Here is a 21,550-nt window from a genome sequence, read left to right as displayed (position 1 = left end):
TATCAACTGAATGCGGAGTATCCGAACATGCCAAAGATGAAGACTAAAAGTGGTGCAGCTAAGCGGTTTCTGAAAACTGCTAACGGCATCAAGCACAAACACGCTTTCAAGAGCCACATCCTGACCAAAATGTCGACAAAGCGTAAGCGTCAACTGCGCGGAAGCAGCCTGCTGCATCCGTCCGACGTGGCAAAAGTCGAGCGCATGCTGCGCCTTCGTTAATTTTGATCAAGATATAGAGGAAGTAACTCATGGCTCGTGTTAAGCGTGGCGTCATTGCCCGTAAGCGTCACAAGAAAATTCTGAAACTTGCAAAAGGCTACTACGGTGCGCGTTCACGCGTATTCCGTGTTGCCAAGCAAGCGGTAATCAAGGCAGGCCAATACGCCTACCGTGACCGTCGTCAGAAAAAACGTCAGTTCCGCGCTCTGTGGATCGCTCGTATCAACGCTGGTGCTCGTGTTAACGGTCTGTCCTACAGCCGTTTCATTGCCGGCCTGAAAAAAGCGTCCATCGAGATCGACCGTAAGGTTCTGGCTGATCTGGCAGTGAACGAAAAAGCGGCGTTTGCTGCGATTGTCGAGAAAGCTAAAGCCACTTTGGCCTAAGTCCCCGACAATCACTGGCCCCGGTTTTCCGGGGCCGGTGTTGAACGTCATAAATAGGGGAAGAGCCTTCAGCTCTTCCCCTATTTCGTATCTGGAGTCTGTACATGGAAAACCTGGACGCGCTGGTCTCTCAAGCTCTTGAGGCTGTGCAAAGCGCCGAAGATATCAATGCCCTGGAGCAAATCCGGGTTCACTACCTCGGCAAGAAAGGCGAGTTGACTCAGGTGATGAAGACCCTGGGAAACCTGCCTGCTGAAGAGCGTCCGCAAGTCGGTGCGCTGATCAACGTTGCCAAGGAACGTGTCACAGAGGTCCTCAATGCACGCAAGGCATCGTTTGAGCAGGCAGAACTGACTGCCAGACTCGCGGCCGAATGCATCGACGTGACCCTGCCGGGCCGCGGTCAGACCTCTGGTGGTCTGCACCCGATCACCCGCACTCTGGAGCGGATCGAACAATTCTTCACTCACATTGGCTACGGCATCGCCGAAGGCCCTGAGGTCGAAGACGATTACCACAACTTCGAGGCGCTCAACATCCCTGGCCACCACCCGGCGCGGGCGATGCATGACACCTTCTATTTCAATGCGAACATGCTGTTGCGTACCCACACCTCCCCGGTGCAGGTGCGGACCATGGAATCGAAGCAGCCGCCGATCCGGATCGTTTGTCCGGGCCGCGTCTATCGCTGCGACTCGGATATCACCCACTCGCCGATGTTCCACCAGATCGAAGGCTTGCTGGTTGACCGTGATATCAATTTCGCGGACCTGAAAGGCACCATCGAAGAATTCCTGCGCGTGTTCTTCGAGAAAGAGCTGGCCGTTCGCTTCCGTCCTTCGTTCTTCCCGTTCACCGAGCCATCGGCGGAAGTCGACATGGAATGCGTGATGTGCAGCGGCAAAGGCTGCCGCGTCTGCAAGCAGACCGGCTGGCTGGAAGTCATGGGCTGCGGCATGGTCCACCCGAATGTGCTGCGCATGTCCGGTATCGATCCTGAAGAATTTCAGGGTTTTGCATTCGGCATGGGCGTAGAGCGTCTGGCCATGCTGCGTTACGGCGTCAATGATTTGCGCCTGTTCTTCGACAACGACTTGCGGTTCCTCGCGCAATTTCGCTAGGTCGCACGTAACGAATCTTTCAGGAGAGCAGGATGAAATTCAGTGAACAATGGCTGCGCGGCTGGGTAAGCCCGCAGGTTTCCCGCGACGAGCTGGTTGCTCGTCTGTCGATGGCCGGTCTTGAGGTTGACAGCGTCACGCTGGCCGCCGGCGCATTCACCGGTGTCGTGGTCGGCGAGGTGCTGAGCACCGAGCAACACCCTGATGCCGACAAACTGCGTGTTTGCCAGGTCAGCAATGGCACCGAGACTTTCCAGGTCGTCTGCGGCGCGCCCAATGTGCGCCCGGGCCTGAAGATCCCTTTCGCCATGATCGGTGCCGAGCTGCCGGGCGATTTCAAGATCAAGAAAGCCAAGCTGCGTGGCGTCGAGTCCAACGGCATGCTGTGCTCCGCCGCGGAATTGCAGGCCGGCGAGGGCAACGATGGCTTGATGGAACTGGCTGCTGATGCGCCGGTGGGTCAGGACATTCGTGTCTATCTGGGGCTGGACGATGCCAGCATTGAGGTCGATCTGACCCCGAACCGTGGCGACTGCCTGTCGGTTGCCGGTCTGGCTCGTGAAGTCGGCGCGCTCTATGCCGCCGAAGTCACGCGTCCACAGGTGGCAACCGTTGCTGCCGTGCATGACGAAGTTCGCCCTGTTGAAGTGCTGGCACCCGCTGCTTGCCCACGCTATCTGGGCCGCGTCATCCGTAACGTTGACCTGTCACGTCCGACCCCCTTGTGGATGGTCGAGCGCCTGCGTCGTTCCGACGTGCGCAGCATCGATGCCGCTGTCGACATCACCAACTACGTGATGCTTGAACTGGGTCAGCCGCTGCATGCGTTCGATCTGGCCGAAATCAACGGCGGGATTCGCGTACGCATGGCCGAGGAGGGCGAGAAGCTCGTTCTGCTCGATGGTCAGGAAGTCAGCCTGCGTGCCGGCACCCTGGTTATCGCCGACCACCAGCGCGCGCTGGCGATTGCCGGTGTCATGGGTGGCGAACACAGCGGCGTGACCGCTGGCACGCGCGACATTTTCCTGGAAAGTGCCTTCTTCGACACCATCTCGGTGGCTGGCAAGGCGCGTTCCTATGGTCTGCACACCGACGCATCCCATCGTTACGAGCGCGGTGTCGACTGGCAACTGGCTCGCGAAGCGATGGAGCGGGCAACCGGTCTGCTGCTGGAAATCACGGGTGGCGAAGCCGGTCCTGTGACCGAAGTGGTCAGCGAACAGCACTTGCCGTCCGTGGCTCCAGTGACATTGCGCGCGAGCCGCGTCGAGCAAATGCTCGGTCTGGTGATCGAGAATGCCGAAATCGAACGCCTGCTCAAAGCGTTGGGTCTGGGTGTTTCGGCTGAAGCGAATGGCCAGTGGCATGTCACCGTGCCGAGTCATCGTTTCGACATCAGCCTCGAAGTCGACCTGATCGAAGAGTTGGCGCGTCTGTATGGCTACAACCGTCTGCCGGTACGTTACCCGCAGGCCCGTCTGGCGCCGCAGGCCAAGGCCGAAGCCCAGGGCGATCTACCTGAATTGCGCCGTCTGCTGGTTGCACGTGGCTATCAGGAAGCGATCACCTACAGCTTCATCGATCCCAAGTGGTTCGAACTGTTCACGCCGGGCGTCAAACCTCTGTTGCTCGCCAACCCGATCTCCAATGACATGGCCGCCATGCGCGCCTCGCTCTGGCCGGGTCTGGTCAAGGCGTTGCAGCACAACCTCAACCGTCAGCAGGATCGTGTGCGGATGTTCGAAAGTGGCCTGCGTTTCGTCGGGCAACTGGAAGGTCTGAAGCAAGAGCCGATGCTGGCGGGTGTGGTGTGCGGCAGCCGCCTTCCGGAAGGCTGGGCGCAAGGCCGTGACGCTGTCGATTTCTTCGATGTGAAAGCCGATGTGGAAGCTGTATTGGGCTTCGCTGGCGCACTGAGCGATTTCAGCTTCACGCCGGGTGAGCATCCTGCGCTTCATCCAGGCCAGACAGCGCGTATCCTGCGCGATGGTCGTGAAGTCGGTTTCCTGGGCGCAATTCACCCTGAGCTGTCGAAGAACCTGGGTCTGGATCGTCCGGTATTCGTTTTCGAGCTCGTTCTGGGGGAAGTCGCCAAGGGCCGTCTGCCGAAATTCCACGAGCTGTCGCGCTTCCCTGAAGTGCGTCGCGACCTGGCACTTCTGGCCGATCGGGATGTCTCTTCCAGTGCGGTAATGGACGTTATTCGTGAAAATGCAGGCGAATGGCTCACAGACCTCAGGCTATTTGATGTTTATCAGGGTAAAGGCATTGATCCGCATAGAAAAAGCCTTGCGGTCGGCTTGACCTGGCAGCATCCATCGCGCACTCTTAATGACGATGAGGTCAACGCAACGACACTTGCCATCCTCACCTCACTTGAGGAGAGGTTAAACGCCACATTAAGGAAGTAGCGTATGGGGGCTCTGACGAAAGCTGAAATGGCCGAACGTCTGTACGAAGAGCTGGGCCTGAATAAACGAGAAGCCAAGGAATTGGTGGAGCTGTTCTTCGAGGAAATCAGGCACGCTCTTGAAGACAACGAGCAGGTAAAACTGTCCGGTTTCGGTAATTTCGACCTGCGAGACAAACGCCAGCGGCCTGGGAGAAATCCCAAGACTGGCGAAGAAATTCCGATCACGGCACGCCGTGTGGTCACCTTTCGTCCAGGGCAGAAGTTGAAGGCCCGAGTTGAGGCATATGCTGGAACCAAGTCATAACGACGAGCTGCCGCCGATTCCTGGCAAACGCTACTTCACCATCGGTGAGGTGAGCGAGCTCTGCGCGGTCAAACCGCACGTTTTGCGCTATTGGGAACAGGAATTTCCTCAGCTCAACCCCGTAAAACGCCGCGGAAACCGTCGGTATTATCAGCGCCAGGATGTGCTGATGATCCGCCAGATCCGCGGCTTGCTATACGACCAGGGTTTTACCATCGGCGGTGCGCGATTGCGCCTCACCAACGGTGAAGCCAAGGACGACACCCAACAGTACAAGCAGATGATCCGGCAGATGATTGTCGAACTGGAAGACGTGCTGGTCATGCTCAAGTCGTAACCGAGCCCACCAGATACTTCCATAATTCAAAAGCTTAGGGTATATTCCTCGAAGTTCTCGCAACATGCGAAACAGTTTCACGCCTAGTCGGGGCGTAGCGCAGTCCGGTAGCGCACTAGCATGGGGTGCTAGGGGTCGAGTGTTCGAATCACTCCGTCCCGACCATATTCTCCAATGATCGAGCCCAGCCTTTTCAGGTTGGGCTTTTTCATGGGCGGGACTTTTGCAGGGGATAGGCCAGTGGTGATTCAGCCTCTTTGCGGATCAATAAGCACAAGCAAGGCAAGTAACATAATCCCCGGTTTCGAATCTGCCGATGACCGGCAACCAATGAGTCTGCCAATCGTCTATTCTCGGTGAAACGATTTTGTCAGGTGGAATACAAGATGTTTTCAAAGTCTGATCTTCAACGAGTCCTTGAGACCGCTTTTTTGCCCTCCAAGTGTGAATGCGTCATGGGGGCGAACGAAACCTTTTCGGTCAAGCTTCTCCATCCCGAAACAAGTGAGCTTCAGTTGTATGTCACGGGGATGCCGTTGTCCGACCTGGCCACCAGCCGGTCCATCGCAAAACTGGTGCTCTCACTGAAAGAGCAGAGAGACCTGATGGGGCAGATGGAGCTGTCGATGAAGCGTCTGGCTTAGGGCGGAGCGAAAAAGCCCGGCACCGTGCCGGGCTCGCCTTACTTACAGGTGCCGCCCTTGTGGTGCGAACCTGTTCCCCCAGTCGGATGCGTGCCCTTGGGGCAGGCTGACGCAGAGACTGAAACGATTGAAAGTAGAGCGATGAGTCCGGCTACAGCTATCTTTTTCATGATGCCTCCTTGCACTGCGGTACAAGGCTATCGGCGCTGATGGTAACTTCTTAACGAACTCGGCATTGAGATGCCGAAGTCTCTTCTATCGTCCAATCCCCGCGCCAAGCGCCAGCCGGAACCGCGTTTATCGTGGATAGGGTGCCATGGGCGAACGGTTGCCAATCCGATGATCAGCCTTCATGCCACCATGAACTCCGCCAGACGATCACATGCATCAACTGAGACTTCTCTTGGCATGCGCACACAACTAAAAACTTGAAAAATCCATAAAGTTCAAGCGATTACAGTCGATACCCATACGCACCGTTACTAAGTGGCAATTTGGTACAGACCTGTTCAGGATGCCGCGTTACTTGATCGTCATGGAAAGCGAAATGAACGAAATGAAAGTCCCGTCTTCACCCCGCAAGGTCGGAATCATTCTGGGGATTCTGATTGCGCTGATGCCTCAGTTCTTCGCCTGGCTGCTGCTGCGCAAAGGGCATACAAAAAAAGCCAGGCTGATTGGCTTCGGGTGGATGGCGCTCTGGATGATTATTTCCCTGGTCTTACACAAGCCTGCCAATCGTGATTCATCAGCTTCCGTTGCTCCGGCCGTTGCCGTAGCCCCCTCAGCGTCGCCCGCAACCCCGGCTGATGTTGCTCCTGTTCTTGCTCCAGTTCTAGCCTCGGCTCCAGCGGCCAAACCTGTCGCTCAGGTACCTGCCGAGCCCGTTGCAGAACCTGTAAAAGCCTACACGGCCCTACAAGTATCGACCGGGTACGATGAAAATACCGTAGCGGCGGACATGCTGTACAAGGACAAACGCGTGCAAGTGACCGGTCGCATCCTGGACATCAATACCGATTTCATGGGGTATCCGTACCTGATATTGGCAGGGCACAACAGGATGCTGGCGCCGCAGTTCAAGTTCGGCAAGTCTCACTTGTCATCGATCGCGGCGCTGAAGAAGGGGGCAGAGGTTTCTGTTGTCTGTACAGGGACCGGCGACTTGGCCAAGACGCCGATGTTCAAGGACTGTGTGTTTCCAAAGTAAACACGAGTCACCGGGTCAAGCGTGAAAGACCTCATCACCACTCGCCTCATAAAACGTGCATCAAACGAAAAAGCCCATCCTGAGATGGGCTTTTTCATGTCCAGCGAGTTTCACACGTTCTGCGGCAACGCTCTTGCAGGCTACTGAACAACCATGATTTTTTTAGGCTGACACATCAGCAATGAACTGCCATCCGGCATTTCCAGAATGATGCCGTAGGCCCCTGTGTCCAGACCAGACAGGTCGACGGTGAAATTGAATCCCGTCTTGAGCAGTTTTTCGTTATTAAAGGCTTTGACGATATCCGGCCGATCTACCTGAGCGGGCTTCTCGAAGGTATGAGGTGCGCCTTGTGCACCTGTGAGACGAAGCCTCAACTCAGTCGGTGACGCCTGTTTCTGCGTGTCAACGGCCCAGCCAGAGATCATGACCGTACCCCGCTTGACGTAGACGGTTGCGTCGCCTTTTCCGCCGATGGCGTCGACAAAGCATTTGTCTGTTGCAGACCGGTTGGCAGCTTTGCTTTCTTGCGTGTCGCCGCATCCTGCAAGCGAAGCCAGGCCGATAGCCATTGCAACAAATGCGGTAAGTTTTCTGTACATGAGGTTTCCTGAGAGCGGCATGGTGAAATTTTGCCAGTCAATCGCTTTTCAGCCGACCGCCGTTTCGCCTATGAGAGAAGGTAAGTCACAGGTCGCGTGCACAGCGCCCGGCGACTGAAGGGTGCGCGATTATGGAGTGAGTGTCGGAATGTAACAAGATAGCTTTCCGAGGTTTCACAAACCTTGTCTCACTTGCGTCGCACCTGCGGCGCAACGCCTGTCAGATGCAGGCGGGCAGTCGCCCAGGCGAGGTGCAGGGCCTGGCGCAACACCACCGCATCAGTGCCCATTATTCTCACCGACACCCCGCAATCACTCGGCAAGGCACTGACCCCCACGTAGCTGTCAGTTAGCCCGCGAAACGCCTCTCGCAACCCCGTCTTTATCTCTTCTAATGGCAGCCCGTGGCCGAGCAGCATGAAAGTGGCGACGGCTTCAAATGGACCGCTGACACCCGGTAGGCGACGTTGCAGGTCTTCGCCGGTCAGGGCCAGCCTATCTCCGGCCAAGAGCCGCCCAGCTGGGCAACGTACTTCAAGATCGGCGCGGTAATAGCCCGGCAGTCCGTCTGTGCCGTGCGGCGTGTGCACGCAGAATGCGTCGCAGAGCAGAACGCGAGCGTTGGGGTGCAAGCTCACGAGCACCTGGCTGTGCAGGCGGGCCTGGGGGAACAGGATGGTTGCCATCGGCAGGTATTCCAGCAGCGCGCCGGTCTCGGCCACCAGCGTAACAGTCTGGTGTGCGGGTTGTTCGAGCATGCTGTGGACGATGGTCGCCGCGCCTGTGCTGACATGCACTTGCGTGTCGGCCTCGGCGTGCAGACGTAGATGCAAGTGCTCTCCCGCGAACAGGCCTCCCGAGCAGGATTGCAGATAGACCGCCGCCATGCCGGGTGGGTCCTGAGGCAGTTTCAAGGTCCGGCCCAGGTGGAAGGGATAGCCCACTTCCTGACGCGAGACGTAGCTGATCCCCGACGGTGCTCTGCTGAAGCTGATCTGTGCGGCAGGGCGCGTCTGCACGGGCACGATGGGTTGACGGGCGTTCATGCTCGGTCGAACAGCACGGCACGGCTGATCGCCTCGACCACTGCATCGACGCCATCCCCGGTGCTGCAGTTGGTGAACAGCACCGGGCGGCCGTCGCGTGCTTCGGCAGACTCACGTCGCATACGCGGTAAATCGACGCCGACATAGGGCGCCAGATCGTATTTGTTGACCACCAGCAGATCGCAGCTCAGCACGCCAGGCCCTCGTTTGCGTGGAATATCATCACCACCGGCGACGTCGATGACGAAAATCCAGTAATCCACCAGATCCAGTGAGAAGGTCGAAGCCAGGTTGTCGCCGCCGGATTCGATCAGCACCAGATTGAGGTTCTTGAAATGCGCTTCCAGCTCATCAGCCATTTGCAGGTTGAGTGTCGGGTCCTCCCGAATCGCTGTATGCGGGCATGCACCCGTTTCCACCGCGCGGACTCGCATCGGGTCGATCAGGCCGCTGCGCTGCACGCGTTCGGCGTCCTCGCGGGTCGCGAGGTCGTTGGTGATGATGGCCAGCTCGATTCCGCGGGCGATGAAGCGTGGAATCAACTGTTCCAGCAGACGGGTCTTGCCCGAGCCAACCGGGCCACCGATGCCGACACGTGCAGCGCCGGGGTGAGGCTGTGAAGTGGACAGGGTTGGCGCATTCAATGGCAGATGCATGATCAGGCTCCTTCGGTCATGGACTCAGCGCAGCATGTAGCGTTGAGCGAGCGGGACTTCGCTGACCGGATCACAGAACAGCCGCTCGCCGTCGGCGTACACGTCGAACGTCTGTGGGTCGACGCGAATGTCCGGGCAGGCATCGTTATGCAGCATGTCGGACTTGCGCAGGGTGCGGGTGCCGAACGCGGGCAGCAGCGCTTTCTTCAGGCCCAGTTTGCTGGCCGTGTCGGCTTCGACGGCCAGCCGGTTGACGAAGTTGACCGACAGCGCCTTGCTCGCTTCACCGAACGCACCCCATTGCGGGCGCATTACCAGCGGTTCGCAGGTGTAGAGCGAGGCGGCCGAGTCACCCATCACGCCGTGCACGATGAAACCGCCTTTGATCACCAGTTCCGGCTTGATACCGAAAAAGGCTGGTCGCCACAGCACCAGATCGGCCAGCTTGCCCGGCTCCAGCGAGCCGATGTAGCTGTCGATGCCGAACACACGCGCTGCGTTGATGGTGTACTTGGCGATGTAGCGTTTGATGCGTTCGTTGTCACCCAGCGCTGTGGCTTCTTCCGGCAGACGACCGCGCTGATCCTTCATCTTCGACGCCAGTTGCCAGGTGCGGCAGATGACTTCGTTGATGCGGCCCATCCCTTGACTATCCGAGCCCAGAATCGAGATCGCGCCAGTGTCGTGGAGGATGTCTTCGGCAGCGATGGTCTGCGGCCTCACGCGGGATTCGGCGAACGCTACGTCTTCCGGCACGTCCGGATTGAGGTGGTGGCAGACCATGATCATGTCCAAGTGTTCGTCGAAGGTGTTGATCGTGTAAGGGTTGGTCGGGTTGGTGGAGGAGGGGATGCAGTTCGGCTTGCCCGCCACGCTGATGATGTCCGGCGCATGCCCGCCGCCCGCGCCTTCGGTGTGGTACATGTGGATCGTTCGGTCGCCTATGGCGGCCAGGGTGTCTTCCAGAAAACCCGATTCGTTGAGCGTGTCGGTGTGCAGTTGCACCTGAAAGTCATGTTCGTCGGCGACCTTTAAGCAGGTGTCGATCACCGCAGGCATCGCGCCCCAGTCCTCATGGATTTTCAGCCCCAGGCAGCCGCCGCGCAGTTGCCCGAGCAGCGATTCGGGTTTGCTCGAATTGCCGCGTCCGAGAAAGCCGAAGTTGATCGGCCAGTGCTCGGACGCCTGCAGCATCTTGCCCACGTTCCACTCGCCACCGCAGTCTATGCCGACGGTGATCGGGCCCAGCGAGCCGCCGATCAGGGTGGTCAGCCCGGCCGCCAGCGCGTGATCGCACAATTGTGCCGAGTCGAAATGTACGTGCACATCGATGCCGCCGGGGGTGACGATCAAACCTTCCGCATCGCGCACGGTGGTGGCGACGCCGCAGATCAGTTGCGGGTGCACGCCGTCCATGATCTGCGGGTTGCCTGCCTTGCCGATGGCGACGATCTTGCCGTCCTTGATGCCGATGTCGCCTTTGACGATGCCGATCACCGGATCGATGATCAGCGCGTTGCAGATCAACATGTCGAGGGCGCCGTCGTCGCTGTCGTGACCCGGCATCAGGCCCATGCCATCGCGCAGGGTCTTGCCGCCGCCGTGCAGGCATTCGTCGCCGGGTACCGCGTGGTCGAACTCGACCTCGGCCAGCAGCGAGGTATCACCCAGCCGGATCGCGTCGCCCTTGGTGGGGCCGTACATCGCGGCGTATTCCTTGCGGGTCATCGTGGCCATGGGTCAGGCTCCCTTGAAGTGCTGGGCGCGTGCACGGTCCAGCGCCACGCGCTTGCAGGCCGGGTCGTGCAGGTTGCCATTGGTCAGGCCGCTGAAGCCGTGAATGTCGCCGGTGCCGCCGAACTGCACCAGTTGTACCTCACGCAATTCGCCGGGTTCAAAACGCACAGCGGTGCCTGCTGGAATGTCCAGGTGCATGCCGAAGGCGATGTCGCGGGGGAAATCCAGCGCCTTGTTGACTTCGAAAAAGTGGTAGTGGCTGCCGATCTGCACGGGTCGGTCGCCGGTGTTCAGGGCGCGCAGCGTTGCAGTCGGCCGGCCGCTGTTGAGCTGAATGTCGCCATCAGGCGCAAGAATCTCACCGGGCGTGGGCATCTCCGCCAGCGGCAATCGGCCCGGACGAATCGGTTGATGAACCGTGACCAGCTTGGTGCCGTCCGGAAAAGTACCTTCGACCTGCAATACCGGCAGCAACTCGGCAACGCCGGGCATCACGTCATCGGTGTTCAGAATCGTCGAGCCGAAGCCGATCAGTTCGGCCACGCTGCGTCCTTCGCGGGCACCCTCCAGAATTTCGTCGGCGATCAGCGCCGAGGCTTCCGGAAAATTCAGGCGCAGGCCCTTGCCCCGACGTTTGCGTGACAGTTCGGCAGCGGTGTAAAGCGTGAGGCGTTCAAGCTCGGTGGGGGTCAGCAGCATGGCGTGGCTCCTGCGGGCAGGTGATCAATTGGCAAACAGGCGTAATTCCTGGGTTTCGTGACGCATCACGGCGATTTCTGCCATCGGCGTGAAGCCGCTGGCGTTGTCCGGCTCTGGTGCTGCGTCCGCGAGCAGTTGCGTGATCAAAGGTTGAATGGCGGTCAGCACCCGCTGAGCATCAATGTGGCCCATGACGCCTAGGCGTACGGCGGCACTGACCAGTCCGGTGCCCAGGCCGTGGGCCGCCGCCAACTGGCAATGTTCAAGCTGCATGCCCAGCTGTTTCCAGATCAGGCCCTGCAACACCGGCAGATGCCCCGGCGTTTCGCCGGCCAGCACCTGCTGCTGATAGCGCGCCGCGCCGGGTGTGCCGAGCGCGACATGAACGCCCAGCAGCGCCTGGCCGACACGCCGTGAACCCTGGCGCAGCTCTTCGGCCATCGTCAGCGCTTCGACCTGCGCATCCAGTGTCATCAGATGTTCCAGATAGTCGGCCGACTGCCAGGCGGCGACCAGAAACGCCCGGTCAAAACTGCTCCAGCGGTGACGCAGTTGACCTTCGACAAAACCGCACACCTCAGCGCTGCGATCCGGACGTGTTTCCCGCTGGCGGCGTCGCGGCGGGACCCGTTCAATCGGTCCCAGATGACCGTCCGCCTTGAGGGTTTCCAGCCCCCACGACCAGGCCACGGCACCTGTGGGGAAGAAACTGTCGGCCTGCTGCATGGCCAGCAGGGCGCTGCCCAAATCGTCGAGAAGGTCGTTCATGCGCGAGACACCCGGCCGTCAGTAATCATGGGCGCCAGGCGTTCCAGGTAATCGGCTTCAGGCCCGCTGAGCGGGATCTGCAAGGTGTCCTCGGCAAAGCGCACGGCCCAGTGCATGTTGCCTGCGAAGTAACCCAGTTCCAGCGCTGCGGCTGCATCGCGTGGCCGCAGGCTCAGGTACTGCTGATCCTGCATCTGCACGACGATGGCGCGCTGGCCGTCGAGCATCAGCACCGAGCCGTTGCGCAATTGCTGATGCCGCTCCAGACGAATCGCGCAGTCGGTGCCCCGGTCGCTGGCCAGCCGCAGACGATGGCGCTGGATATCGCTGCCGGACAGGCTCAGGGTTTCCACCTGCCCGTTATGGCTCAGGTCATGAAGCCGCTCGGCGAGGGCCGGGTCGCTGGCCTGGCCGAGGATGCGGTCGAGTATCAGCATGGCGTGTTCTCCCGTGCCGGTTCAGATGGTGAGGTAACGCAGGATGCGCTCGCGGTCGACGGTTTCGCGGACTTCGCTGTGCACGAACTCGCCCTTTTCGATAATCAGGTAACGGTCGGCCACCGCCATGGCGAACGACAGCACCTGCTCGGACACAATCAGCGAAAAGCCGCGTTCCTTCTTGAGTAGGTTCAGGGCCTTGGCGATGTCCTTGATGATCGACGGCTGGATGCCTTCGGTGGGTTCGTCGAGGATCAAGACCTTGGGGTTGGACACCAGTGCGCGCGCGATGGCCAATTGTTGCTGCTGGCCGCCGGAGAGGTTGCCGCCCTTGCGCCTGCGCATCTCGAACAACACCGGAAAGTACTCGAAGATGTAGTCGGGAATTGCTGCAGCGGGCGCGCCCTGCATGCCGGTCAGGATGTTTTCCTCGACGCTCAGGTACGGAAAGATCATCCGGCCCTGTGGCACGAAGCCGACGCCTGCGGCAACGCGCTCATAGCTCTTGCTGCCGGTCAGCTCCTGCCCGGCCAGCTTGATGCTGCCGCTGCGGGTCGGCAGCATGCCCACGAGGCTGCGCAGCAGCGTGGTCTTGCCCATGCCGTTGCGGCCCATGATCGCCAGCGATTCGCCCGGCGCAAGGTCCAGGCTGAGGTTGCGCAGCACGTGGCTGTCGCCGTAATAGACGTTCAGTTCGGTGACATTCAGCATGTTCAGTGCCCCAGATAGACGTCGATGACACGAGGATCGTTCTGCACCTGATCCATCGAGCCGTAGGCCAGGGTCTTGCCCTGATGCAGCACGGTGACCTTGTCGGCCACCGACTTCACGAATTCCATGTCGTGCTCGATGATCACCATTGCGCGGCCCTTGGCGATCAGCTTGAGCAGGCCTGCGGTTTTCTCCCGCTCGCCTGCGCTCATGCCCGCCACCGGTTCGTCCAGCAACAGCAGTTCTGGACGCTGCATCAGCAGCATGCCGATCTCCAGCCACTGTTTCTGGCCGTGGGACAGCAGCCCGGCCTTGCGGCCCAACTGGTCCTTGAGAAAGATCATCTCGGCGGTCTGCTCGATTTCGGCCTGCAAAGCGGTGTTCTTTCCCGCGAACAGGCAGTTGAAAATGCCGCGTTTGTCCGGCGAGGAAATGTCCAGGTTCTCGCGCACGGTCAGGTCTTCGTACACCGACGGGTTCTGGAACTTGCGACCGACGCCCGCACGGGTGATCTGGTACTCGATCATGTTGGCCAGTTGCAGGTCCTTGAAGCGAATGCTCCCGGCGCTCGGGCGGGTCTTGCCGCAGATCATGTCCAGCAGCGTGGTCTTGCCTGCGCCGTTCGGGCCGATCACCACATGCACCTGGTTTTCTTCGACATAGAAATTGAGGTTGTCCACGGCCTTGAAGCCGTCGAACGACACCGTCAGGTCTTCGACACTCAGTAGCAGCGCGCCCATCAGTTCGCCTCCTTGTTGTTCAGTCGTTGCAGCAGACCGGCCAGGCCTGCGGGCAGGAACAGCACCACGCCCATGAACAGAAAGCCGATGAAGTACTGCCAGAAGCTGACGAAGTTTTCCGACAGGTAGGTTTTCGCCGTGCCGATCAGAAGCGTGCCGTACACCGCACCGACCAGCGACAAACGTCCGCCCAGGGCGGCGTAGATGACGATTTCAGTCGACGGAATAATGCCCACCAGCGAGGGCGATGCCAGACCGACCTGCAGGGTGAACATCACGCCGCCCAGCGCCGAGATCAGCGCGGCGACGGCAAAGATGAAGGCCTTGAACAGGGCGGTGTTGTAGCCGGAGAAACGCACCCGGTCTTCGCGGTCGCGGATCGCCACGATCACCTTGCCCAGACGGCTGCGCAGAATGAAGCCGCACATCGCGACGCAGGCCAGCAACAGCAGGGTGGTGATCAGGTACAGGATCCAGGGCGTCTGCGGCGTTTGCAGGCTCAGGCCGAAGACGGTCTTGAAGTCGGTCAGGCCGTTGACCCCGCCGGTGTAGCCTTGCTGGCCGATGATCATGATCGACATGATCGAGGCCAGCGACAGGGTGATGATCGAGAAGTACACGCCGCCCACGCGTTTCTTGAAGTAGGCGTAACTGAACAGGAACGCCAGCAGTGCCGGAAGAATCAGGATCGCCACCAGCGTGAAGGTCGCCGACTCGAACGGCTTCCACCACCACGGCAGCGACTCGACGCTGTTCCAGATCATGAAGTCGGGCAGTGCCGAGCCGTAGAAGGCGGCGAGGGCGCTGGCGGCCTCGTCCGTGGCGGTGGCTTCGAGTTTCAGGTACATCGCCATCATGTAACTGCCCAGGCCGAAGAAGATCCCCTGGCCGAGACTGAGGATGCCGCCGTAGCCCCAGATCATCACCATGCCGACTGCGCAGAAACCCAGGCTCAGGTATTTGCCGGCGAGTCCGAGGCGAAAATCGCCCAGGCACAACGGCAACACCACCAGCAGCAGAACCGAGAGCCAGATGAGGCTGTAGCGCTCCAGCAGTGCCAGCCAGCCACCGTTGAGCCAGCTGGGGCTGGAAGTCGTTGTACGGGGCAGGGCTGGCGGCTTTTCAGTCATGTCATTCATCTCAACGTCTCACTTTCGTGGCGAACAGGCCGTTGGGGCGGAAGAACAGCAGCACGATCACCACCAGCAGCGTCATGGCCTTGGCCATGGAGCCGGTGGTGAGGTATTCCAGCGAGATCTGCGTCTGGCCGATGGCGAAGGCCGACAGGAAGGTCCCCAGCAAACTCTCCACGCCGCCGAACACGACCACGATGAAGGTGTCGACCAGGTATTGCTGGCCGCTGACCGGGCCGGTGGAGGCGAGCATGGTGAACGAGCTCCCGGCGATGCCGGCCAGCCCGCAACCCAGCGCGAAAGTCACCGAATCCACCCGTGCGGTATTGATTCCCGCAGCACCGGCCATGGCGCGGTTCTGGGTCACAGCGCGAATGCGCAGGCCCCAGCGGCTTCGGTAGAGAAACAGGAAAACGGCAGCGGCAATGACGAACGTCAGGCCGATGATGAAAATCCGGTTGATGGGCAGCTCCAGGCCTTCGCTGACTTTCCAGGCACCCTGCAGCCATTGCACGGTCGGCACGCTGACTTCCTTGGGGCCGAAGACCTGACGAAAGACCTGTTGCAGCACCAGTGACAGGCCCCAGGTCGCCAGCAGCGTGTCCAGCGGGCGGTTGTACATGAAACGGATGAAACAGCGTTCAAGCAGGAAGCCAAAGGCGAAGGTCACCAGGAAGGCAACGCCGATCGCGACGATGAAATACCAGCCCATGAGTTCGGGCAGGTAGCGCTGAAACACCACCGACGTGACGTAGGTCATGTACGCGCCCATCGCCATCAGTTCACCGTGGGCCATGTTGATCACGCCCATCAGGCCGAACACGATGGTCAGCCCCAGTGCCATGAGCACCAGCACCGAGAACAGCGAGAATCCGCTGAAGACTTGCATTACCAGCGTATCGAAAGTCATGGCGTCGCCACCTGTCGCTGAAGGTTGAAAGAGGCGGGCGTGGATTGGCTCACGCCCGCGCAGGTGTCAGAGTTTCGGGAACGGGTTGGGCTCGATGGGCGCGGACTCGTAGATCACGTCGACCTGACCCTGCGCGTTGAGGGTGCCGATGCGTGCGCGTTTCCACAGGTGATGGTTGTCCTTGTGCACCTTGATCTCGCCTTCAGGCGCATCCAGTTCCATCTCCGAGGACGCTGCAATGACGTTCGGCACGTCGAAACTGCCCGCTTTCTCGACGGCCTTTTTCCACAGGTACACGGCGGTGTAGGCGGCTGCCATCGGGTCGCCGATCACGCGTTGCTGGCCATAACGGGTCTTGAACGCCTGAACGAATTTTTCGTTGACCGGGTTTTTCAGACTCTGGAAGTAGCTCATGCAGGTCAGAAAACCGGTGAGGTTTTCGGCGCCGATACCGGTGACTTCTTCTTCCGTCACGGCGAGCGCCATCAGGGTCTGGTTGCTGCTGTCGATCCCGGCGGCCTTGAGCTGTTTGTAGAACGCCACGTTGGAGCCGCCGACGATGGTGGAAATCACGATGTCAGGCTTGGCGACCTTGATCTTGTTGATCACCGAGGAGAACTCGATGGCCCCCAGTGGCAGGTAATCCTCGCCGACAATCGAGCCGCCTTGCTTGGTCACCGACACGCGCGCCAGCTTGTTGGTGGTGCGCGGCCAGATGTAGTCCGAGCCGACCAGATAGACGCTTTTGCCCTTGTTGGCCATCAGCCAGGTGACGGCTGCCAGGGTCTGCTGCGAGGCCTCGGCGCCGGTGTAGATAATCGCTGGGGATTTTTCCAGACCCTCGTAGAAGGTCGGGTAGTAGAGCAGGCCCTTGTTGCGTTCGAAGATCGGCAGCACAGCCTTGCGCGAAGCTGAGGTGAACGCACCGAAGGTTACTGCGACCTTGTCGTTTTCCAGCAGCTTGCGCGCCTTCTCGGCGAAGGTCGGCCAGTCACTGGCACCGTCTTCGACGATTGGTTCGATGGTCTTGCCCAGTACGCCACCGCTGGCGTTGATTTCATCGATGGCCAGTTTCTCGGCGTCCACCACCGAGGCTTCACTGATGGCCATGGTGCCGGTGAGCGAGTGGATGATCCCCACTTTCACGGTCTCGGCTGCCTGCGCCTGACCGATCAGGGAAAACGGCAGCAGGCTCATGGCGCTCAGCAACAGCGCATGCTTGATCAAACGGCGTTTGTCGTTGTGCATTCACTTCTCTCCCAGAAATAAAAAAAGCCCGACATTCCGTCCTGCGAACAGGCGGAAGGTCAGGCTTTTGTGCCGAATCTGGCGGGACAGACGATGTCCGATCCAGTCGTACGCGAGGTGTCTCCTTACTTGCCATGAGGGCGTAGGGCAGGCAGCTGGCGCGATGTCTCTGAAAGGTCATAGCAAGGCCGGTGCCAAGTGCCAAATATCGGCGATGGCTTGCTTTACAACGCGTTGCCAGAGCGCCCCTTCATTAATTGCACGCGCGCAAGGGCCTGCGCCGCTTTGGCGCGAGAGCAGGGCGGCACGCACCAAAAACGTGACCAGAAACGTATGCCTGTCGGTGCATTTGCTGTCGATTATTGATAGTGCGCACGCTGGCCCGCTCCCTGCATAGGCTTGAACGACACCTTCGCAGGGTCCCTTGTCACACGCCCATCCCCGGCAGGTGTGGAAGGCCCCTCGCATGCGCTGGCCCTGACACTGTCGTCACGCCAGCCCAGGCACAACCGCCTGAGAGCCGCCGCTGATCCTCGCGGTTTTCGCTCAGCCCTTTTATGCATGAACTCCAGGACCCCGGCCAAAGGCGGGCGTCTCATCTCACGCTGAACAAGGTTTAATGGCATGGTTGACCAGTCGATCCGCATAGGCGGTCTGTTTTCAAACACCGGGGTCACGGCCGCAGGCGAGTGCTCGACGATGCGCGGCGCGCAGTTCGCCATTCAGCAGATCAACGCAGCCGGTGGTGTGGATGGCCGGCCACTGGAAATGATTACCCGCAACCCCGATTCCACGCCTGCGCTGTTTGCCATGCATGTCGAGTCGCTGATTCGCGAAGAGAAGCTGAAGTTCTTCTTCGGCTGCTACACCTCGGCCGCGCGCAAGGCGGTGTTGCCAGTCGTTGAACGTTACGACGCCTTGCTGCTGTACCCCGTGTACTACGAGGGCTTCGAGTACTCACGCAACATTATCTACACCGGTGCCACGCCCAATCACAATGCCGTGCCGTTGGGCAATTACATGTTCGAGCACTTTGGTAATCGCGTGCTGATGATCGGCTCGGAATACGTCTATCCGTACGAAACCAACCGCCTGATGAGCGACCTGCTGTACGAGCGCGGCGGGCAGAAACTGGGCGAGTATTACCTGCCACTCAAGAACGCCCGTCCCGAAGATTTCGCCAGACTGATGGTCAAGGCGCGAGACCTGAAACCCTCATTCATCTTCTCGACAGTGGTTGGCGAGACCATGGCCCATCTGTATCAGGCCTACGCCGATGCAGGCTTCGATCCGGCTGCCATGCCGATCGCCAGCGTCACCACCAGCGAAACCGACATTCAACAGATGGGCGTGCATTTGGGCACCGGGCATATCTCGGCGGCGAGTTATTTTCAGTCCATCGACACACCGCTCAATCGCCAGTGCATCGCCGAGTACCGCGAGCTGTTCGGCCAGCACCAAGTGACCGACCGCTGCTGGGAAGCGGCGTATTTTCAAGTGCACCTGCTGGCCAAGGCCATCAGCCGTGCAGGCAGCACTGAGGTGGAAGCGGTGCTGCAGACCATGCGCGGTCTGGAATTCGACGCGCCTCAAGGACGAGTGAGAATCGATGAAAACAACCACCACACCTACCTGTACTCACGGATCGGACGCGCCAACGCCGAAGGTCAGTTCGACATTCTTTACGAGAGCCAGAAGGCGCTCAAACCCGACCCCTATGCCATTGCGCCTGATTTCAGTGGCTGGTCCGGTCTGGCCGGGAGGCGTCCATGACCCTGCGTGCTGCCAAGAAACGCCTGCGCAACGACAGCGCAGGCGGCATCAAGGACCTGCGTGACATCAGCGTGCTGGTGATGCACCCGGATGACGAAGACGGGCGCAACCTGATCGCGCAACTGCAACGCATCGGCTGTCAGGTACGCGTGCAATGGCCGATCCCGGAACGCCTGCACAGTGAAGCGGACGTGATCGTGCTGGCGATATCGCCGGAAAGCCTGTCGACCAATACGCCCTGGCTGCTGCACAGCGCGACCCCGCCGATCATCCCGGTGATCGCCTACGAAAATCCGATCATCGTCGAGGCGCTGGTCCAGTTGAACGCCTGCTCGGTGATCCCGTCACCCGTCAGATCCTTCGGACTGCTCACTGCCCTGACCCTCACCCTGAGCCATGCGCGCAAGGCCCGCGAACGGGAGAAGCACGTCAAGCGCCTTGAAGGGCGCATGGCGGTCATGCGGACCGTGCAGCAGGCGAAAATCATCCTGATGGAAACCAAGGGGCTGTCGGAAATCGACGCCTACAACGCACTACGTGATCAGGCCATGAGCAAGCGCGAACCGGTAGAGAAAATTGCCGAGGCGCTGGTGAAAGCCCACGAGTTGTTTCAACAGGCCTGCTCCTGATCATTTGTTGAGCGTCAGGCCATAACGCCTGATCCTCTTCTGCGTGGACGTTTGCCATACGCCCTGAACCGGCAGGTATGGAGCACCGCGTGGCGACCGGCACGGACAACGGCGTCCTCCGGAACGAGCTTGAGCCGGTGCACTCGGCACCGGCGGCTCCTACCGTCATCTGGAGAACATCATGTCCATCAAACGCCCTGAAAATGCCGACTTTCTTCTTGCCGCCCAAGACCATGGCTACGACCTGTCCGACAGCCAGATGCACGCGTACCTGAACCTCGCTGACAAGAGCCTGAATTCCTACGAAGCCATCGATGCGCTGTATGCTGCCCATGTCGCTCAGCCGACACCGCTGCGCGAGCACAGCACGCCGCTGCCCGCGGAAAACCTGCACGCCGCCTGGTACGTGAAAACCCACATCACGGGTGCCGCCGAAGGTCCGTTGAAGGGCCGGACGGTGGTCATCAAGGACAACGTCTCGGTGGCGGGCGTGCCCATGGCCAATGGCTCGTTGAGCCTGGAAGGCTACGTGCCGTCCGAAGACGCCACCGTGGTCAAACGCCTGCTGGCAGCGGGTGCCACAGTGGTCGGAAAATCGGTGTGCGAAGACCTGTGCTTTTCCGGTGCCAGCTTCACCTCCGCCAGTGGTGCGGTGAAGAACCCGTGGGACATGACCCGCAACGCGGGCGGCTCGTCCAGCGGCAGCGCGGTGCTGGTTTCCCTTGGCGAAGTCGACATGGCCATCGGTGGCGATCAGGGCGGATCGATCCGTATGCCGTCGGCCTGGAGTGGCATCGTCGGCCACAAACCGACCTACAGCCTGGTGCCTTACACCGGCGCGTTTCCCATCGAGCGGACCATCGACCACGTCGGCCCGATGGCCAATACCGTGCGTGACTGCGCCTTGATGCTCGATGTGATCGCAGGCGCCGACGGACTGGATTCGCGGCAGAAAAATCCGCCCGCAGTCCATTGCCTTGCGACCCTGGATCAAGGCGTTGCCGGCTTGAAAATCGGTCTGCTGCGTGAAGGTTTTGCGATTCCCGGTATGTCCGAGCCGCAGGTGGATGCGTTGGTCAAGGCTGCCGTCGCGCAGCTTGAAAGCCTTGGCGCCATTGTCGGCGAAGCCAGTGCGCCATGGCATTCGGGCGTTGCGCTGGACATGTGGAACGTGATCGCCACCGACGGCGCCGCTTACCAGATGCTGCAAGGCAATGGTTATGGCATGAACGTCGATGGTTACTACGATCCAGAGATCATGAGTTATTACGGCGCCAAACGCCGCGAACACGCCAACTCGCTGTCGCACAGTGTGCGCGCCGTGGCGTTGACCGGTCACTACAGCCTGAAGAACCTGCATGGCGCCAGCTACGCCAAGGCGCGCATGCTGGCGCCGGAACTCACGCGTCAGTACGACGAAGCGTTCAAGTCATTCGACGTGCTGGTGATGCCGACCATGCCGTTCGTGGCGACGCCCTTGACCGCACCGGACGCACCCATCGAGGAATACGTACACAGCGCACTGAACATGCTGGCCAATACCGCACCGTTCGACATCACCGGCCACCCGGCAACGTCGATTCCCGCCGGATTGGCCGACGGTTTGCCGGTGGCCATGATGATCGTCGCACCACGCTTTCAGGACGCACTGGCGTTGCGGGTGGCGCAGGCTTACGAACAGGTCCGGGGTGAGTTCCCCAAGCCGCCGCGCTCGTCGTGACACACACACAAGTCTGCCTCGACACTGATCGTGCCCATCGCTCTGCGTGGGCATGCCTCCCGTGACGCTCCGCGTCACACATGGCACGGATTGCGGACTCAGTT

23 protein-coding genes and 1 tRNA gene are annotated in these 21,550 nt (G+C 60.1%); 12 read left to right on the top strand and 12 right to left on the bottom strand.

All coding sequences use genetic code 11. The features are described from left to right. Window positions 1-27 precede the first annotated feature (27 nt). From rpmI to AO065_RS03275, 9 genes are all read left to right on the top strand, one after another. On the top strand, window positions 28-222 hold the full coding sequence (rpmI, locus tag AO065_RS03315) for a 50S ribosomal protein L35 (RefSeq protein ID WP_002553160.1): 195 nt from the start codon (window positions 28-30) through the stop codon (window positions 220-222). 29 nt (window positions 223-251) lie between these two features. Continuing rightward, window positions 252-608 carry a 50S ribosomal protein L20 gene (gene rplT / locus AO065_RS03310; RefSeq protein ID WP_002553161.1) on the top strand — a complete coding sequence of 119 codons (357 nt, stop codon included), beginning with the start codon at window positions 252-254 and terminating at the stop codon, window positions 606-608. Between the two features lie 104 nt (window positions 609-712). After that, complete coding sequence (pheS, locus tag AO065_RS03305) at window positions 713-1,729, top strand: phenylalanine--tRNA ligase subunit alpha (RefSeq protein WP_004886956.1); 1,017 nt, start codon at window positions 713-715, stop codon at window positions 1,727-1,729. 32 nt (window positions 1,730-1,761) lie between these two features. Next, on the top strand, window positions 1,762-4,140 hold the full coding sequence (gene pheT, locus AO065_RS03300) for a phenylalanine--tRNA ligase subunit beta (RefSeq protein WP_004886957.1): 2,379 nt from the start codon (window positions 1,762-1,764) through the stop codon (window positions 4,138-4,140). A gap of 3 nt (window positions 4,141-4,143) precedes the next feature. Further along, window positions 4,144-4,446: an integration host factor subunit alpha gene (ihfA, locus tag AO065_RS03295; protein WP_002553164.1), complete on the top strand. Its 303-nt coding sequence runs from the start codon at window positions 4,144-4,146 to the stop codon at window positions 4,444-4,446. Then, the gene (locus AO065_RS03290) at window positions 4,427-4,783 is read left to right on the top strand and encodes a MerR family transcriptional regulator (protein ID WP_004886959.1); all 357 of its coding nucleotides are present in this window, start codon (window positions 4,427-4,429) and stop codon (window positions 4,781-4,783) included. The genes ihfA and AO065_RS03290 overlap by 20 nt, the downstream gene beginning before the upstream one ends. 88 nt (window positions 4,784-4,871) lie before the next feature. Beyond that, a tRNA-Pro gene (locus tag AO065_RS03285) sits at window positions 4,872-4,948 on the top strand. A gap of 221 nt (window positions 4,949-5,169) precedes the next feature. Next, window positions 5,170-5,427 (top strand): DUF1652 domain-containing protein, encoded by a 258-nt coding sequence (locus AO065_RS03280; RefSeq protein ID WP_004886961.1) that lies wholly within the window; start codon window positions 5,170-5,172, stop codon window positions 5,425-5,427. 535 nt (window positions 5,428-5,962) lie between these two features. After that, window positions 5,963-6,637 (top strand): OB-fold putative lipoprotein, encoded by a 675-nt coding sequence (locus AO065_RS03275; RefSeq protein WP_235811626.1) that lies wholly within the window; start codon window positions 5,963-5,965, stop codon window positions 6,635-6,637. 140 nt (window positions 6,638-6,777) lie between these two features. On the opposite strand, the gene AO065_RS03270 is transcribed toward AO065_RS03275, so the two are convergent. The 12 genes from AO065_RS03270 to urtA form a co-directional block, all read right to left on the bottom strand. Then, a complete protein-coding gene (locus tag AO065_RS03270; RefSeq protein WP_004886964.1) occupies window positions 6,778-7,239 on the bottom strand; it encodes a hypothetical protein in 462 nt (153 codons plus the stop codon). Between the two features lie 188 nt (window positions 7,240-7,427). Beyond that, the gene (locus AO065_RS03265) at window positions 7,428-8,285 is read right to left on the bottom strand and encodes an urease accessory protein UreD (protein ID WP_004886965.1); all 858 of its coding nucleotides are present in this window, start codon (window positions 8,283-8,285) and stop codon (window positions 7,428-7,430) included. Then, complete coding sequence (ureG, locus tag AO065_RS03260) at window positions 8,282-8,941, bottom strand: urease accessory protein UreG (protein WP_004886967.1); 660 nt, start codon at window positions 8,939-8,941, stop codon at window positions 8,282-8,284. Before ureG ends, AO065_RS03265 begins: the two co-directional genes overlap by 4 nt. Window positions 8,942-8,965: 24 nt before the next feature. Then, window positions 8,966-10,678 (bottom strand): urease subunit alpha, encoded by a 1,713-nt coding sequence (gene ureC, locus AO065_RS03255; protein WP_004886969.1) that lies wholly within the window; start codon window positions 10,676-10,678, stop codon window positions 8,966-8,968. Between the two features lie 3 nt (window positions 10,679-10,681). After that, entirely contained in the window at window positions 10,682-11,377 is a 696-nt protein-coding gene (locus AO065_RS03250; protein WP_004886972.1) for an urease subunit beta, read from the bottom strand. A gap of 24 nt (window positions 11,378-11,401) precedes the next feature. After that, the gene (locus AO065_RS03245; protein WP_004886974.1) at window positions 11,402-12,145 is read right to left on the bottom strand and encodes an urease accessory protein UreF; all 744 of its coding nucleotides are present in this window, start codon (window positions 12,143-12,145) and stop codon (window positions 11,402-11,404) included. Further along, window positions 12,142-12,582: an urease accessory protein UreE gene (gene ureE, locus AO065_RS03240; protein WP_004886975.1), complete on the bottom strand. Its 441-nt coding sequence runs from the start codon at window positions 12,580-12,582 to the stop codon at window positions 12,142-12,144. The genes AO065_RS03245 and ureE overlap by 4 nt, the downstream gene beginning before the upstream one ends. Before the next feature lie 21 nt (window positions 12,583-12,603). Next, on the bottom strand, window positions 12,604-13,293 hold the full coding sequence (gene urtE, locus AO065_RS03235; protein ID WP_004886976.1) for an urea ABC transporter ATP-binding subunit UrtE: 690 nt from the start codon (window positions 13,291-13,293) through the stop codon (window positions 12,604-12,606). 2 nt (window positions 13,294-13,295) lie between these two features. Then, on the bottom strand, window positions 13,296-14,033 hold the full coding sequence (urtD, locus tag AO065_RS03230) for an urea ABC transporter ATP-binding protein UrtD (RefSeq protein ID WP_004886977.1): 738 nt from the start codon (window positions 14,031-14,033) through the stop codon (window positions 13,296-13,298). Beyond that, entirely contained in the window at window positions 14,033-15,172 is a 1,140-nt protein-coding gene (gene urtC / locus AO065_RS03225) for an urea ABC transporter permease subunit UrtC (RefSeq protein ID WP_004886979.1), read from the bottom strand. Before urtC ends, urtD begins: the two co-directional genes overlap by 1 nt. 1 nt (window position 15,173) lies before the next feature. Beyond that, entirely contained in the window at window positions 15,174-16,076 is a 903-nt protein-coding gene (gene urtB / locus AO065_RS03220; protein ID WP_004886981.1) for an urea ABC transporter permease subunit UrtB, read from the bottom strand. 66 nt (window positions 16,077-16,142) lie between these two features. After that, window positions 16,143-17,324: an urea ABC transporter substrate-binding protein gene (gene urtA / locus AO065_RS03215; RefSeq protein ID WP_004886983.1), complete on the bottom strand. Its 1,182-nt coding sequence runs from the start codon at window positions 17,322-17,324 to the stop codon at window positions 16,143-16,145. Window positions 17,325-17,948: 624 nt separating this feature from the next. Between urtA and AO065_RS03210 the strand changes: the two genes are divergently transcribed. The 3 genes from AO065_RS03210 (at window position 17,949) to AO065_RS03200 (ending at window position 21,446) form a co-directional block, all read left to right on the top strand. Further along, a complete protein-coding gene (locus AO065_RS03210; protein WP_004886984.1) occupies window positions 17,949-19,097 on the top strand; it encodes a transporter substrate-binding domain-containing protein in 1,149 nt (382 codons plus the stop codon). Beyond that, window positions 19,094-19,726, top strand: a complete 633-nt coding sequence (locus tag AO065_RS03205) for an ANTAR domain-containing response regulator (protein WP_004886987.1) — start codon at window positions 19,094-19,096, stop codon at window positions 19,724-19,726. Before AO065_RS03210 ends, AO065_RS03205 begins: the two co-directional genes overlap by 4 nt. Before the next feature lie 181 nt (window positions 19,727-19,907). Next, window positions 19,908-21,446, top strand: a complete 1,539-nt coding sequence (locus AO065_RS03200; protein ID WP_004886989.1) for an amidase — start codon at window positions 19,908-19,910, stop codon at window positions 21,444-21,446. Window positions 21,447-21,550: the final 104 nt, after the last annotated feature.

The organism is Pseudomonas viridiflava (assembly GCF_001642795.1).
GTDB lineage: Bacteria > Pseudomonadota > Gammaproteobacteria > Pseudomonadales > Pseudomonadaceae > Aquipseudomonas > Aquipseudomonas viridiflava.
This window is presented reverse-complemented; position numbering and strand designations above follow the sequence as displayed.

What these genes read in the sequence shown, in the direction of transcription:
- AO065_RS03245 (WP_004886974.1), bottom strand. Translation starts at nt 12,145, where the DNA reads ATGAACGACCTTCTCGACGATTTGGGCAGCGCCCTGCTGGCCATGCAG.
- urtA (WP_004886983.1), bottom strand. Translation starts at nt 17,324, where the DNA reads ATGCACAACGACAAACGCCGTTTGATCAAGCATGCGCTGTTGCTGAGC.
- AO065_RS03200 (WP_004886989.1), top strand. Translation starts at nt 19,908, where the DNA reads ATGTCCATCAAACGCCCTGAAAATGCCGACTTTCTTCTTGCCGCCCAA.
- pheT (WP_004886957.1), top strand. Translation starts at nt 1,762, where the DNA reads ATGAAATTCAGTGAACAATGGCTGCGCGGCTGGGTAAGCCCGCAGGTT.
- ureC (WP_004886969.1), bottom strand. Translation starts at nt 10,678, where the DNA reads ATGGCCACGATGACCCGCAAGGAATACGCCGCGATGTACGGCCCCACC.
- rplT (WP_002553161.1), top strand. Translation starts at nt 252, where the DNA reads ATGGCTCGTGTTAAGCGTGGCGTCATTGCCCGTAAGCGTCACAAGAAA.
- urtD (WP_004886977.1), bottom strand. Translation starts at nt 14,033, where the DNA reads ATGGGCGCGCTGCTACTGAGTGTCGAAGACCTGACGGTGTCGTTCGAC.
- AO065_RS03280 (WP_004886961.1), top strand. Translation starts at nt 5,170, where the DNA reads ATGTTTTCAAAGTCTGATCTTCAACGAGTCCTTGAGACCGCTTTTTTG.
- ureG (WP_004886967.1), bottom strand. Translation starts at nt 8,941, where the DNA reads ATGCATCTGCCATTGAATGCGCCAACCCTGTCCACTTCACAGCCTCAC.
- AO065_RS03205 (WP_004886987.1), top strand. Translation starts at nt 19,094, where the DNA reads ATGACCCTGCGTGCTGCCAAGAAACGCCTGCGCAACGACAGCGCAGGC.
- AO065_RS03265 (WP_004886965.1), bottom strand. Translation starts at nt 8,285, where the DNA reads ATGAACGCCCGTCAACCCATCGTGCCCGTGCAGACGCGCCCTGCCGCA.
- urtB (WP_004886981.1), bottom strand. Translation starts at nt 16,076, where the DNA reads ATGACTTTCGATACGCTGGTAATGCAAGTCTTCAGCGGATTCTCGCTG.
- ihfA (WP_002553164.1), top strand. Translation starts at nt 4,144, where the DNA reads ATGGGGGCTCTGACGAAAGCTGAAATGGCCGAACGTCTGTACGAAGAG.
- ureE (WP_004886975.1), bottom strand. Translation starts at nt 12,582, where the DNA reads ATGCTGATACTCGACCGCATCCTCGGCCAGGCCAGCGACCCGGCCCTC.
- AO065_RS03210 (WP_004886984.1), top strand. Translation starts at nt 17,949, where the DNA reads ATGGTTGACCAGTCGATCCGCATAGGCGGTCTGTTTTCAAACACCGGG.
- urtC (WP_004886979.1), bottom strand. Translation starts at nt 15,172, where the DNA reads ATGAATGACATGACTGAAAAGCCGCCAGCCCTGCCCCGTACAACGACT.
- rpmI (WP_002553160.1), top strand. Translation starts at nt 28, where the DNA reads ATGCCAAAGATGAAGACTAAAAGTGGTGCAGCTAAGCGGTTTCTGAAA.
- AO065_RS03270 (WP_004886964.1), bottom strand. Translation starts at nt 7,239, where the DNA reads ATGTACAGAAAACTTACCGCATTTGTTGCAATGGCTATCGGCCTGGCT.
- AO065_RS03290 (WP_004886959.1), top strand. Translation starts at nt 4,427, where the DNA reads ATGCTGGAACCAAGTCATAACGACGAGCTGCCGCCGATTCCTGGCAAA.
- AO065_RS03250 (WP_004886972.1), bottom strand. Translation starts at nt 11,377, where the DNA reads ATGCTGCTGACCCCCACCGAGCTTGAACGCCTCACGCTTTACACCGCT.
- AO065_RS03275 (WP_235811626.1), top strand. Translation starts at nt 5,963, where the DNA reads ATGGAAAGCGAAATGAACGAAATGAAAGTCCCGTCTTCACCCCGCAAG.
- urtE (WP_004886976.1), bottom strand. Translation starts at nt 13,293, where the DNA reads ATGCTGAATGTCACCGAACTGAACGTCTATTACGGCGACAGCCACGTG.
- pheS (WP_004886956.1), top strand. Translation starts at nt 713, where the DNA reads ATGGAAAACCTGGACGCGCTGGTCTCTCAAGCTCTTGAGGCTGTGCAA.